Genomic DNA, 13,849 nt, shown 5'->3' with positions numbered 1-13,849 from the left:
TATGACTCGTAACGTGTTCGTCGCCGGCGTCGGCATGATTCCGTTCAAGAAGCCCGGCACCAGCGACCCCTACGACGTGATGGGCGCGGGTGCCGTGCGCGAAGCACTGATCGATGCCGGAATCGATTACGCGGACGTGCAGCAGGCCTACGCCGGCTATGTCTACGGCGATTCGACCTGCGGTCAGAAAGCGCTTTACCACGTCGGCATGACCGGCATTCCGATCATCAACGTGAACAACAACTGCGCGACGGGTTCGTCAGCCTTGTTCCTTGCGCGCCAGGCTGTGCAAAGCGGCGCGGTCGATTGCGCACTCGCGGTCGGTTTCGAATTCATGCAGCCGGGCGCGCTCTCGTCGAAGTGGAGCGATCGTGCACCGGCGCTCGAACGCGCGCTGAGTGTGGTCAACGAACTGGTGGATCGCACCGATCTGCCGAGCGCGATTCGCCAGTTCAGCGGCGCCGGCCGGGCTCACATGGAAAAGTACGGCACGAAGCTCGAAACGTTCGCGAAGATTCGCGCGAAGGCGAGCCAGCATGCCGCGCGCAATCCGCTCGCCGTGTTCCGCACGGTCGTGACGCCGGAAGAAGTGCTCGCATCGCCGATGATCTGGGAAGGCGTGCTCACGCGTTTGATGGCCTGCCCGCCCACCTGCGGCGCAGCCGCGGCCATCGTGGTGTCGGAGGAATTCGCCCGCAAGCGCGGCCTGCGCACCGATGTGCTGATCGCCGCCCAGTCCCTCACCACCGACCTGCCCAGCACGTACGACTCACGCGACATGATCCGCGTAGTCGGCTTCGACATGACGCGCGCCGGCGCGAAGCTCGCTTATGAGCAGGCCGGCGTCGGTCCGGAAGACATCGACGTGATCGAACTGCACGACTGCTTCGCGCAGAACGAACTGCTGACCTATGAAGGTCTGGGTCTGTGCGCAGAAGGCGAAGCGGAAAAACTCGTCAACGACGGCGACAACACGTATGGCGGCAAGTGGGTGGTCAACCCGTCGGGCGGTTTGCTGTCGAAGGGGCATCCGTTGGGCGCGACCGGTCTCGCGCAGTGCTACGAGCTGACGCATCAACTGCGCGGCACTGCCGATCAACGCCAGGTGGAAGGCGCGAAGGTCGCACTTGCGCACAACCTGGGGCTCGGCGGAGCGTGCGTCACGACCGTGTACAAGGCCGCGTAGTGCGCCGCATCCAACGGAGTGCCCGACATGATCGATAAAAAACACATCGGCAAAGTGATTCCCGCGTTTCGCACCGTGGCCGAAGCGGGCCGGTTGCGGTTCTTCGCCAAGGCAACCGGCGAAACCAACCCGGTTTACTTCGACGAATCCGCGGCCCGCGACGCGGGCCACCCGACTCTGCCCTTGCCGCCCACCTTCCTGTTCTCACTCGAACTGGAGCAGCCGGACAAAAGCTGGCGCGACGAGATCGGCATTCAGGTGGCGCGCATCCTGCACGGTGAGCAATCGTTCACCTATCACAAGATGGCCTACGCCGGCGACGTGCTGCTGTTCGAATGCCGCATCGCCGACATCTACGACAAGAAAGGCGGTGCACTCGATTTCGTGGTGCGCGAGACGCGCGTGACCAATCAGAAAGGCGAGCATGTGGCCGACATGCGCAGCGTGCTGGTACACCGCAACGGCTGAGAGGAGACACGAATGAGCACATTGAGCTTCGACGAGGTCAAGGTCGGCGACACGCTGCCGCCGCTGACGCTCGCGCCGATCGACCGCACGACGCTGGCGCTCTTTGCCGGCGCTTCGGGCGATCACAACGCGGTCCACATCGACCTCGACTTCGCGCGCCGCAGCGGCATGCCGGACGTATTCGCTCACGGCATGCTGTCGATGGCGTACCTCGGCCGTTTGCTGAACGCCTGGGTCGACCAGCGGCAACTGCGGCAATTCGGCGTGCGCTTTGTCGGCATCACGCATCTCGGACACCAGATTACCTGCAGTGGCCGGGTCGTCGAGAAGTTCGAGGCCGACGGCGAGCGCCGCGTGAAAGTGGAGATTCAAACGGCCAATCAATATGGCGAACCGCGCGTCCTCGGCGACGCCGTGATCGCCTTGTAATCCGCATCAATCAAGGAGACAGGAAATGGGAAAGCTTGACGGTAAAGTAGCGCTCGTCACGGGTTCGGGTCGCGGCATTGGCCGCGCGATCGCCGAGAAGCTGGCGAGCGAAGGCGCACGTCTCGTGATCAACGACCTCGACGCCGACCCGGCGCACGAAACGGTCGAAGCATTGAAGAAGATGGGCGCGGAAGCCGTGGCTTGCGTCGGCAACGTAGGTGCGCCGGACTTCGCCGACCGCTTCATCAATACGGCGATGAGCACGTACAAGGGCATCGACATCATCGTCAACAATGCGGGTTACACGTGGGACGACGTGATCCAGAAGATGACCGACGAACAGTGGTACGCGATCATCGACTGCCACATGACCGCGCCGTTCCGCATTCTGCGCGCCGCCTATCCGCATGTGAAAGCCCTGCACGCGGCTGACAAGGAAGCCGGCCGCGACGTGTATCGCAAGATCGTCAACATCTCGTCGACGTCCGCGCTCAACGGCAACGCGGGACAGATGAACTACTCGTCGGCCAAAGCCGGCGTGATCGGCATGACGCGCGCGTTGAGCCGCGAGTGGGGGCGCTTCAACGTCAACGTCAATTGCGTGGCATTCGGTCTGATCCACACCCGCATGACGACGGCCGACGCGCATGCAGGCGCGACCGTGAAAATCGAAGGACGCGATATCCGCGTGGGCCTTAATCCCGAGCTGCTCAAGACGCACGCGCAGCGCAATCCGCTGGGTCGCGGCGGCACGCCTGAAGAAGCGGCCGGCGGCGTCTACCTGTTCTGCTCGCCCGAGTCGAACTACATCACCGGCCAGACCATCGCGGTCGCGGGCAATCTGCAGTAATTCGCGCGGTCCCGGCGTTATGCCGGGATCTTGTCTGCGCCGGCATGCGTCCAACCGCATGCCGGCGTTTGCACTTCCACTACCGGGCGCGCGGGCCTCGCGCCGCCGCTCGCTCGCCTCGTCAGTTGGCTGATGCTGTCTGGAACCACCCAACCATTACGGATCACACCCGCGTCGCGCCAACCGGCAAAACGCAGCCTTCCGAGAGCTATCCCATCGATTCGCCTCCAACGCCATGAAACGCGCTGGAAGTTGCACCGGGACATGCGCTGGATTCGCATGCCGCTGCCGTAATTTGCACCCCGAATTCGCGACCCAATTCGCTGAGTCGTAACAATGCAAAAAGGGCATCGCTGCGTGGCGCAGCGATGCCCTTTCCCCCCGTGCTCCGTCAATAACTACCGCTCAGATCGCATTGACCAGTTGCGGCACCGCATCGAACAGATCGGCTTCCAGCCCGTAATCGGCGATGCTGAAGATCGGCGCCTCCGGATCCTTGTTGATCGCCACAATGACCTTCGAATCTTTCATCCCCGCCAGATGCTGAATGGCGCCCGAGATACCGCACGCCACATACAGTTGCGGCGCGACGATCTTGCCCGTCTGACCGACTTGCCAGTCGTTCGGCGCGAATCCCGCGTCGACCGCCGCGCGGCTCGCGCCGAGCGCCGCACCGAGCTTGTCTGCGAGCGGCGTGAGGACTTCGGTGAACTTCTCGTTGCTGCCGAGCGCACGACCGCCGCTCACCACGATCTGCGCATCACCGAGTTCGGGCCGGTCGCTTTTCGCGACCACGCGCTCGACGAAGGTGGACAGGCCGCTGTCCGCCACCGTGTCGATTGCTTCGATCTGCGCCGCGCCGCCTTCGGCCGCTACGGCATCGAACCCTGTCACGCGCACGGTCAACACCTTCACCGGATCGCTGCTTTGCACCGTGACCAACGCATTGCCCGCGTAGATGGGACGCTGGAACGTGTCCGGGCTCAGCACCCGCACGATATCCGACACCTGTGCCACGTCGAGCAGCGCCGCGACGCGCGGCGCGATGTTCTTGCCGGCACTGGTGGCGGGAAACAGGATATGGCCGTAATTCGCGGCGAGCGCGACAACCTGGGCCGCGATGTTTTCAGCAAGGCCGTCAGCGAGTTGGGGCGCATCGGCGTGCAGCACGAACGCCACGCCTTTGATCGCGGCCGCGGCTTGGGCCGCGCCCGTTGCGTCATACCCGGCTACGAGCATATGAACCTCGGCGCCGCATTGCAGTGCGGCGGCAACCGTGTTCAGCGTGGCCGTCCTGATCGAACCCTGGTCGTGTTCAGCCACGACCAGCACTTGATTGGATGCAGTCATATCAATTCCCTCAGATCACTTTCGCTTCGTTCTTCAGCTTCGCGACCAGCGCCGCGACGTCGGGCACCTTCACGCCTGCGCTGCGCCCAGCCGGCTCTATCGTGCGGAGCGCCTTCAGGCGAGGCGCGACATCCACGCCCAGTTGTTCCGGCGTGACGACGTCCAGCGGCTTCTTCTTCGCCTTCATGATGTTGGGCAGCGTGGCATAGCGCGGCTCGTTCAGGCGCAGATCGCTCGTGACGACCGCCGGCAACTTGAGCCGCAACGTCTCGAGTCCGCCGTCGATTTCACGCGTGACGGTCGCGCAATCGTTCGACAGTTCCACCCGGCTCGCAAACGTGGCCTGCGCACAACCCGCGAGCGCCGCCAGCATCTGGCCGGTCTGGTTGCAGTCGTTGTCGATAGCCTGCTTGCCGAGAATCACCAGTTGCGGCTTCTCCCTGTCGACCAGTGCCTTCAGCAGCTTGGCCACCGCGAGCGGCTGCAGCTCTGCGTCTGTTTCGACCAGAATGCCGCGATCCGCGCCGATCGCCATTGCCGTGCGCAAGGTTTCCTGCGAAGCGCTCGTGCCGCACGACACTGCGATCACTTCGCTGACCACGCCCTTTTCCCTCAGGCGCACGGCTTCCTCGACGGCGATTTCATCGAACGGATTGATGCTCATCTTGACGTTCGCCAACTCGACGCCCGAGCCGTCAGACTTGACCCGAATCTTGACGTTGAAGTCCACCACGCGTTTTACCGCGACCAATACTTTCATCTTTTGTCTCCTAACCCAACTTTATTTTCTGACGACGCTTCACGCCTCAGGCCGCTCAGGCTGATAACCCAAACCGTGTTCGCGCATGCGTTCGACAGCGGCCGCGTCGAATCCCCAATCGCGCAACGCGGCAAGCCCATGTTCGCCGCGTTGCGGCGCCGGCTTCGCGATCGTGGAAGGTGTGGCGGAAAAACGCGGCGCGGGCGCCGGCTGAACCACGCCCGCCACTTCGACAAAGCTGCCGCGCGCACGGTGTTGCGGATGCGCCGGCGCTTCCGAAAAACTCAGCACCGGTGCCACGCACGCGTCGCTGCCCTCGAACACCGCGCACCATTCGTCGCGCGTGCGCGTGAGGAACGCGGCGGCAAATCGTTCACGCAGCACTGGCCAGCCGCTGCGATCGTGCTGGCCCGGCAGGCCTGCTTCCGCGAGGCCGAGCTTCGCCAGCAGTTCCGCGTAGAAGCGCGATTCGACCGCGCCGACCGCCATGTAGCCGCCGTCTTTCGTGCGGTAACTGTCGTACCAGGGCGTGCCGCCATCCAGCAGATTGCTGGCGCGCTCTTCGCGCCAGTTACCCGAAGCGAGCAACCCCCATATCACCGAGCCCAACTGCGCCGCCCCTTCGATCATCGCGGCGTCGACCACCTGGCCCTCGCCGCCGCGCTGCACGTTGAACAATGCCGCCACCACGCCCAACGCCAGCAGCATGCCGCCACCGCCGTAGTCGCCCACGAGGTTCAACGGCGGCACGGGCGGCTCACCGGCGCGGCCGATGCCCGACAACACGCCGGACAATGCGATGTAATTGAGGTCGTGGCCCGCCCGCTCGGCAAGTGGACCCGTTTGGCCCCACCCCGTCATGCGGCCGTACACGAGGCGAGGATTGCGCGCCAGCGCGGCTTGCGGTCCAAGCCCGAGACGCTCCATCGTGCCGGGGCGAAAACCTTCGATCACGACATCGGCGCGCGACATCAGATCCAATGCGGCCTCGACCGCCTGCGGTTGTTTCAGATCGAACGTGACCGAGCGACGGCCACGCCCCGTGACATCGGCACGCTTGCCGTTGGTCTTCGGCCCCAGGTCCTGGGGAGGAAGCGGCCGGTCGATGCGCAAAACGTCCGCGCCCATATCGGCCAGCAACATGGCGCCGAAAGGACCCGGGCCGATGGCCTCGAATTCCAGCACGCGAATACCGCTCAAAACACCCATCGTCCCTCCAGTCTCCGTTTTGCATGACGGCTTATCCGGCACACCGCTATTCGTCGGCAACGATCTTCGGATCGGTACTGCCCGAGTGCAAGTAAGCCAGAATGCGCGGCAAACCGGACCACCCTGGCCGGGTAGCGCGGCATCCTAGTTGATCGCGCGCGCCCTGCCGGCCCAATACGGCGCGCGGATTTCGCGCTTCAACACCTTGCCCGCGCCCGACAACGGCAGTTGCACGCGGAACTCGACCGACTTCGGGCACTTGTAGCCGGCAATGACCTGGCGGCAATGCTCGCGAATCTCTTCTTCCGCGAGTGTCGCGCCAGGCTTGCACACCACCACGGCATGCACGGCCTCGCCCCACGTGTCGTGCGGAATGCCGATGACCGCGCACGCGGCGACCGCGGGGTGTCGCGCGATCACACTCTCCACTCGGCGGAGTAAACATTCTCGCCACCGCTCACGATCATGTCCTTGATGCGGTCCACGATGTAGAGATAACCCTGAGCGTCCATGTAAGCGCCGTCGCCGGTATGCAGCCAGCCGTCGCGAACGGCCTGCGCGGTTTCTTCGGGCTTCTTCCAGTAGCCGGCCATGACGTTCGGCCCACGCACGACGATCTCGCCGACCGTGCCGCGCGGCACTTCGGCGCCGTCGCTGTCGACCACCTTCACCATCAGGCCCGGCAAGCCGCGACCGATCGAGCGGTACAGGCCGCTCCTGCGGCCCGCTTCGTCGTGATTGGAAGGCGAGTTCGCCGAAATGCTCGGACACGCCTCGGTCATTCCATATGAATGCGCGAGCTGGATGCCGGGCAGGGCTTCGATCAGCCGGTCCAGCAGCGTTTCGGGGATCGGCGACGCGCCGTAGGTGAGGCGCTTCAGGCTCGTCAGATCGGTGCGGGCAAAGTCAGGATGATTGAGCACCGCCTGGATCATGGTCGGCACGAGCAGCGTATCGCTCACGCGCTCTTCGCCGATCGCCTTGAGCACGGCGCCCGCATCGAAAGCCGGAATGACGACATGCGCCTCGCCGGCAATGAACTGCACGAGCGCTCGGCCGAGTCCTGCCACATGGAAGAACGGCGCCGCATGCAGCACCGCGGTGTCGGGCAATGGCGCGGACTCGGCAATCCGCATGATGCACGATGACCAGATGTTCAGGTGCGTCTGCATGACGCCCTTCGGAAAGCCGGTCGTGCCGCCGGTGTACATGATGCACGCGAGATCCGCGCCACCACGGCCGGCGTCCGGCATCGGCGCCGCGGCCGCGATCAACGTGTCGAACGAGAGCATGCCGGTCGGCGCCGCGCCGTCGCCGGCGTGAATCAGAAGCGGCGCGGTCCGCGCCAGCGCGCAAACCTCTCGCGCGATGTCGGCGAAGTGGTCGTCCACGATCAGGATGCGCGTGTCGCAATCGTCGAGCGAATAGGCGATCTCCGCCGCGCTCCACCGGATATTGACCGGGTTCAGCACGCCGCCGCCCCACCACACGCCCATTACGTATTCGAGGTAGCGGTCCGAATTGAGCGCGAGCATGCCGACCCGGTCATCCGCGGTCATGCCGATCTCGCGCAATGCGGCAGCCAGACGCGCGACCCGATCCGCGAATTCGCGGAAAGTCCGCGTGCGCCCTTTGAACGAAATCGCCACCCGGTCCGGATTCTGCTGCAGCGAGCGATGCAGGCCCTGAGTCAAATACATGCTGGTCTCCCTGGCTGTGTATGAGCGTTAAAAGGCAGCCGCGCCGCGGACCTCACGGGCCGCTTGCTTGCGCGCGCGCAGCACGAGGTTCAGGACACGGCTCCGGTCGCCGGACAGGAAGCGTCAGCGTCGACCACGCGCCGCGCGAATGCATGCGCGGCCTGCGCCGCTTCACCGATCAATTGCCCGACGATCTGCGCGGCCGGAACAATCGCGTCCGCGAAGCCGCCCGCTGGTCCGAGCGAAACGATGCCGGCCTCCACCTCGCCGTCCCGATAGACACGTTGCCGCGTCCGCGACGACAGAATCAGATCGCCGAACTCGCTGTGCCGGCGAGCACCCGCGGCTTCGAGCCGCTGCACCTCGCGCGCGGCCTCGTTGTCCATGACGCGCCAGGTGTCGCCGAGCGATGCGAGGATCGCGGTCGAGCAATGCGCGCCGGCGGCGACGATGCGCTGCTTCAACGCATCGTGCGCGACGATTTCCGTGGCGACCATGAAGCGGCTGCCCATCACCACGCCATCTGCGCCGAGTGCCAGCGCGGCGGCGATCTGGCGACCATTGCCGATACCACCGCCGATCACGAGCGGAATATGAATTTCCTCGAGCGCATAAGCACCGTTCACAAATGCGGACAGCTGATTGGCACCGGGATGGCCGCCTTCTTCAAGGCCGACCAGCGCGAGCGCATCCACACCGAGGCGCTGCGCGCTCACTGCATGGCGCACGCTCGGGCATTTGTGGATCAGCAAACCGCCGCCCCGTTGTATCGGTTCGACCAGTTGCTCGGGCGAGGCGCCCGCGCTTTCGAAGTGACGCACGCCTTCTTCGAGCGCAGTCCGGATCCAGTCGGCGACCTCACGATTCTGTTCCGCGCGGCGCGACAAGGTCAGATTCACGCCGAAGGGCCGGCCACCGGTCAGCGCTCTGCAGCGGCGCAGATCGCCGCGCAAAGCATCCGTGCTGCTGAACGAACGCGCGGTGATGAAACCCATCGCACCCGCGTTCACCACGGCCGCGACAATGCCCGACTCGCCGAGGTGATGCATGCCGCCGAGCAGGATCGGATGGCGAATGCCGAAGCAGTCAGTAATGCGTGTACGAAAGCGCTGCGGGATCGACGCCTCGCGAGTGCCTTCGCATGCCAGACTATCCGCGGCCGCTCTATCCATTGAACGACGGCGACCGTTTCCCGATGAACGCGGACACGGCCTCGCGATGGTCCGCCGTCTGATGCGAAAGCGCCTGATAAGCCGCCGACATTTCCAGCAGCGTATCCAGCCGGCAATGCATGCCTTCGCGCAACAGCCGCTTGGCCAGCCGCACAGCGTGAGGCGGATTGGCGGCGATCGACCGCGCGAGGCCTCGTGCGATCGTGAGCAGATCGTCGTGCGGCACGACGCGGGAGACCAGATTCCATTCGAGCGCCTGTGGCGCATCGATCATCTGCCCCGTGAAGGTCATCTCCGCGGCGCGCGACAAGCCAATGATGCGCGGCAGCAGCCACGCGCCGCCGTCGCCGGGAATGATGCCCAGCTTGACGAAACTCTCGGCGAATCTGGCAAGCTCGGACGCGATGCGGATATCGCACATGCAGGCGAGGTCGAGCCCCGCGCCGATCGCCGCGCCGTTCACGGCGGCGATGACCGGCACTTCCAGATTGAACAGCGCCAGCGGCAGTTGCTGAATACCGCGCCGGTAATCCTGACGAATCGCCATGCCCGGCATGCTGCCCGACGCATGCCGCTCCATATCGTGGATATTGCCGCCCGACGAGAACGCGGTGCCGGCGCCCGTCAGAATCACGGTCCGCACGGAACGGTCGGCCTCGATCCGCGCGATCGCCGCCAGGAACTCCTCCACCGCCGTGTTGCCGGTGAGCGGATTGCGCCGCTCCGGTTCGTTCATCGTCAGTGTGACGATGTGTTCGTCCTGCTCGTAGTTCAGAAATTGGCTCATAGGATGTCTAATCGTTTCCGCTGCTGTGTAAGTTTTTCGCCACCGCAGGCGCAATGCGGACAGATGCGTTGTCCGCCGTTCAGCCGTTCAGCCGTTCAGCCGTTCAACCGTTCACACGTCACGCGGCCACGGCATAAGGCGCGTTTCGCGCGAAGTCCGCGATCGTGCCGCGCTCCTGCGCGAGCACCGCGTTGCCCACCACGCGATTCCAGAAGGCCTCCGAACCGTCCGCCATGCGCCATTCGTGCAGCCTGCGCGTATAGAGTTGGAGATCGTATTCGGCGGTGACGCCGATCGCGCCGTGCAACGCATGCGCCGTCGAAGCCACCAGCGGCACCGCCATGCTCGTGCGCGCTTTGGCGATCGCCGTCGCGAGTCTTTCCGGCGCGGCGCCGGCACCGGAGAACGCCAGTTCGGATGCGATCCCGGCCGACGCCACATGCTGCGCCATCACGCTCAACTGATGCTGCACCGCCTGGAACTTGCCAATCGACTTACCGAACTGCGAACGATCGTTGCAATACTGCAGCGTCACGGCGAATACGCGATTCATCGCGCCGGCAATAGCGGCCGCATGAATCGCCGCGCTGAACAGCCGCACTTCTTCTCCGTTCGATCCAAGCGGTGCGGGCACGGCATCGAGCCCCCAGCCGAGCGTGCCGCTAAAACTGCCGTGCACACCGCATGGCTTGCGTTCGGCACGCGCCGCGTCGAGCAGCAGCAGGTCGCCGTCGACATTCGCCAGCACGTAGTCACAGGTCATGCCGAACGGCACTTGCGGCGCTTCCAACGCACCGTTCTCGCGACGCCGGCACGTGCCGGCGAGCGTCGTCATGCCGGCAGGCGCCGCAACTCCGGTGTCGCGCAAAAGCGCGCGCGCCGCGATGCTCTGTGCAAGCGGCACGGGTACCGCATAGCGTCCAAAGGCGGTGAAAACCGGCGCGATCGCCGGCAGTGACAGTCCGGCGCCGCCGGCGCTTTCCGGCGTCAGCAGCTCCAGAAATCCGGCTTCCTCTACGGCGTTCCAGATCGGCGCGGGCGCGCCGCCGTTCTCGATCGCGCGGATCGCTTCGGGTGTGGCGCGGTCGCGCAGGATAGCTTCGATGGCTTCGGTGAACATGCAGGTCTCTTCCTCGTCCGGATGGGTTAGCGCAAACCAAGACCGCGCGCGATCATGCCGCGCAGCACTTCGCGCGTGCCGCCGCGCAGCGAGAAGGTCGGCGAGATCTGGCTGAGGTAGGCCACCGTGCGAAAGAGCTCGGGGTCGATGGTCTGTGCGGGGTCCGCGCTGATCGCGGCTTCCAGTTGCGCGGGAATGGCCTGTTCGAACTCGGTGCCGATGTCCTTGACGAGCGCCGCCTCGACCACCGGGCTTTCGCCGTGCGCGAGCCGCGCGGTGACCGCGATCGACAGACAGCGCAGCGTGGCCAGTTGCGTCGCGAAGCTGCCGAGCAAGGCGAGGTCGGCATCGCTTGCGCCGTGGCGGCGCAGTTGCGCGCGCCAGCAGTCGAGCAGCACGACGCTCGAATAGAGCCGCTCAGGGCCGCTGCGCTCGAAGGCCAGTTCGGCCGTCACCTGCTGCCAGCCGGCGCCCTCGTCGCCGATCAACGCATCGTCGGCGAGGAATACGTTGTCGAAGGTCACTTCGGAGAAGTGGGCGTCGCCGGTGAGATCCACGATCGGCCGCACCTCGACGCCCGGCAGCGACAGATCGACGATGAACTGCGACAGTCCCTTCTGCCGGTCTTCCGGCACGCCCGACGATCGCACGAGCGCGATCATGTACTGGCAATGCTGCGCGTTGGTCGTCCAGATCTTGCGTCCGGTCAGACGCCAGCCGCCGTCGCAGCGCACCGCACGCGTGCGCACACTGGCGAGGTCGGAACCCGAATCGGGCTCGCTCATGCCAATGCAGAAGAACGCACTTGCGGCACAGATGCGCGGCAGATAGAAGTCCTTCTGCGCCCCGGTGCCGTAACGGAGAATCAGCGGACCGCTCTGACGGTCGGCGATCCAGTGCGCGGCGACCGGCGCTCCAGCGGCCAGCAATTCCTCGACCAGCACGAAGCGACGGAACGCGTCCATGCCCGCGCCGCCGTAACTGGCCGGCAGCGTCAGTCCGATCCAGCCGCGCGCCGCGAGACGCCGGCTGAAGTCCGCGTCGAAGCCCATCCAGGAACGGGCACGCACGTCGGCCGGCGCCGGCGGCAGGTGTCCGTCAAGAAAGTGCTTCACTTCCGCGCGGAAGTCTTCGGCCGCGGCGGGCAGCGCCGTCAGGTGGAAAGCATCCAACAGGTTGTTCACGTCTCACTCCAGTTTTTGTAGTCGGCTCGGCGCTGCGGCTATGAATCCGCACGCTCCGCTCGCGCGCCATAGCGCTCACGCAGTGCCCGTTTGTACAGCTTGCCGGTGGGCAGCCGCGGCATCGCGTCGATGAAGTCGATGGAGCGCGGCACCATGTAGCGCGCCACCCGCGTGCGCAGGTAAGCCAATAGCCGTTCCGCGAGCGCGTCCGACGGCGCCACGCCGGGCGCCGGCTCGACAATCGCTTTGACCTGCTCGCCCATCTCGGCATCGGGCACGCCGATCACCGCCGCATCCTGCACATCGGGATGCACGGCCAGCGCGTCTTCGATCGCTTGTGGATAGATGTTGACGCCGCCCGAAATGATCATGAACGCCTTGCGGTCGGTCAGATACAGGTAGCCATCTGCATCCACATGCCCTATGTCGCCGACGGCCGTCCAGGCCGGATGGCGCGGATGCTGCGCGGCACGGGTCTTGTCCGGATCGTTGTGGTAGCGGAACGGCAACTGGTCGCGCTCGAAATAGACGGTTCCGGTTTCGCCCACCGGCAGCTCGTTGCCGTCGTCGTCGCAGATATGAATGACGCCCAGCAGCGCGCGGCCAACGGAGCCCGGGTGCGCCAGCCACTCCTCGGTGTTGAGCGTGGTCACGCCGTTGCCTTCGGTCGACGAGTAATACTCCTCGATGATCGGCCCCCACCAGTCGATCATCTGCCGCTTGACCTCCTGCGGACACGGCGCGGCCGCATGGATCGCCACGCGATGGCTCGACAGGTCGAACGCGTTGCGCACAGCGGGGCCGAGCTTGAGCAGGCGGATCAGCATGGTCGGCACCCACTGGCTGTGCGTGACGCGATAGCGCTCGATCGCCTGCAACGCCTCGAGCGGCTCGAACTTCTCCATGAAGACCACGGTGCCGCCGCCGAACTGCGTTTCGATTCCGTAGCCGAGCGGCGCGGTGTGATAGAGCGGCGCCGGCGACAGATACACCGTTTGCGCGTCGAAGCCATAGCGCTCGAACTGCGGGCGGCGCGCGGAACCGGAACCTTCGGTCACCCGGCCTTGCGGCTGCGCGCGAATGATGCCCTTTGGACGGCCGGTCGTGCCCGAGCTATAGATCATCATGGCGCCCAGCCATTCGTCCGCCAGACGCGTTGCGGGATACCGGCCCGTGAGCGCCTCGTAGCTGTCCCAGCCGGAAATGGTGCCGTCGACCATCAGCCGCAGGCGGCATGTCGGCATCATGCCGGTCAGTCCGGCCGCGAGTTCGCGCATGGCGTACGAACTGACCACCACTTGCGCATGGCTGTCCTCGATAATGGCGGCCGCTTCCGCCGCGGTCAGATACCGGTTGACCGGCGTGATCATCAGACCCGAACGCAGCGCCGCCCAACACACCTCGAAGCAGCGCATGTTGTTCTCGAGCACCATCGCGATATGGTCGCCGCGCCGCAACCCCGCCGCGTACAGACATTGTGCGAAGCGATTCGAACGCTCGTCGAGTTCGCGATAGGTCAGGACCTCGCCGCTCGTGCTGTTGATCGCGGCGGCCTTGTCCGGCGTCAATCCGGCATGGTCGCCGAGGTACTTCGGGGTTCCGCTCATGCACACTCTCCTGCGATGCGAGACGGT

12 protein-coding genes and 1 pseudogene are annotated in these 13,849 nt (G+C 65.2%); 4 read left to right on the top strand and 9 right to left on the bottom strand.

Translation table 11 applies throughout. The annotated features are described in order from the left end of the window. Position 1: 1 nt before the first annotated feature. From BXE_RS23560 to BXE_RS23545, 4 genes are read left to right on the top strand one after another with little or no spacing between them, the layout of a single operon-like run. Positions 2-1,186 carry a lipid-transfer protein gene (locus tag BXE_RS23560; protein ID WP_011490638.1) on the top strand — a complete coding sequence of 395 codons (1,185 nt, stop codon included), beginning with the start codon at positions 2-4 and terminating at the stop codon, positions 1,184-1,186. Between the two features lie 27 nt (positions 1,187-1,213). Then, a complete protein-coding gene (locus BXE_RS23555) occupies positions 1,214-1,654 on the top strand; it encodes a MaoC family dehydratase N-terminal domain-containing protein (RefSeq protein WP_011490637.1) in 441 nt (146 codons plus the stop codon). Between the two features lie 12 nt (positions 1,655-1,666). Further along, positions 1,667-2,083, top strand: coding sequence for a MaoC family dehydratase (locus tag BXE_RS23550; protein WP_011490636.1), 417 nt, complete (start codon positions 1,667-1,669; stop codon positions 2,081-2,083). Positions 2,084-2,108: 25 nt separating this feature from the next. Then, the gene (locus BXE_RS23545; protein WP_011490635.1) at positions 2,109-2,933 is read left to right on the top strand and encodes an SDR family NAD(P)-dependent oxidoreductase; all 825 of its coding nucleotides are present in this window, start codon (positions 2,109-2,111) and stop codon (positions 2,931-2,933) included. Positions 2,934-3,338: 405 nt separating this feature from the next. On the opposite strand, the gene BXE_RS23540 is transcribed toward BXE_RS23545, so the two are convergent. From BXE_RS23540 to BXE_RS23500, 9 genes and pseudogenes are all read right to left on the bottom strand, one after another. Beyond that, complete coding sequence (locus BXE_RS23540) at positions 3,339-4,283, bottom strand: electron transfer flavoprotein subunit alpha/FixB family protein (protein ID WP_011490634.1); 945 nt, start codon at positions 4,281-4,283, stop codon at positions 3,339-3,341. A 10-nt stretch (positions 4,284-4,293) separates the two neighbouring features. Beyond that, positions 4,294-5,043, bottom strand: a complete 750-nt coding sequence (locus tag BXE_RS23535; protein ID WP_011490633.1) for an electron transfer flavoprotein subunit beta/FixA family protein — start codon at positions 5,041-5,043, stop codon at positions 4,294-4,296. 39 nt (positions 5,044-5,082) lie between these two features. Next, positions 5,083-6,252, bottom strand: a complete 1,170-nt coding sequence (locus BXE_RS23530) for a CaiB/BaiF CoA transferase family protein (protein WP_011490632.1) — start codon at positions 6,250-6,252, stop codon at positions 5,083-5,085. A gap of 144 nt (positions 6,253-6,396) precedes the next feature. Beyond that, positions 6,397-7,952, bottom strand: a pseudogene (locus BXE_RS23525) (acyl-CoA synthetase). Positions 7,953-8,041: 89 nt separating this feature from the next. Continuing rightward, entirely contained in the window at positions 8,042-9,124 is a 1,083-nt protein-coding gene (locus BXE_RS23520) for an NAD(P)H-dependent flavin oxidoreductase (RefSeq protein ID WP_081435570.1), read from the bottom strand. Beyond that, on the bottom strand, positions 9,117-9,911 hold the full coding sequence (locus BXE_RS23515) for a crotonase/enoyl-CoA hydratase family protein (protein ID WP_011490630.1): 795 nt from the start codon (positions 9,909-9,911) through the stop codon (positions 9,117-9,119). Before BXE_RS23515 ends, BXE_RS23520 begins: the two co-directional genes overlap by 8 nt. A 118-nt stretch (positions 9,912-10,029) precedes the next feature. Beyond that, on the bottom strand, positions 10,030-11,031 hold the full coding sequence (locus BXE_RS23510; protein ID WP_011490629.1) for an acyl-CoA dehydrogenase: 1,002 nt from the start codon (positions 11,029-11,031) through the stop codon (positions 10,030-10,032). A gap of 26 nt (positions 11,032-11,057) precedes the next feature. Further along, positions 11,058-12,215: an acyl-CoA dehydrogenase family protein gene (locus BXE_RS23505; protein ID WP_011490628.1), complete on the bottom strand. Its 1,158-nt coding sequence runs from the start codon at positions 12,213-12,215 to the stop codon at positions 11,058-11,060. Positions 12,216-12,253: 38 nt separating this feature from the next. After that, a complete protein-coding gene (locus BXE_RS23500; protein WP_011490627.1) occupies positions 12,254-13,822 on the bottom strand; it encodes an acyl-CoA synthetase in 1,569 nt (522 codons plus the stop codon). Positions 13,823-13,849 lie beyond the last annotated feature (27 nt).

Origin of the sequence: Paraburkholderia xenovorans LB400 (genome assembly GCF_000013645.1) — a bacterium.
GTDB lineage: Bacteria > Pseudomonadota > Gammaproteobacteria > Burkholderiales > Burkholderiaceae > Paraburkholderia > Paraburkholderia xenovorans.
Note: the sequence above shows the minus strand (reverse complement) of the source record. Positions and strands in the feature narration are given on the sequence as shown.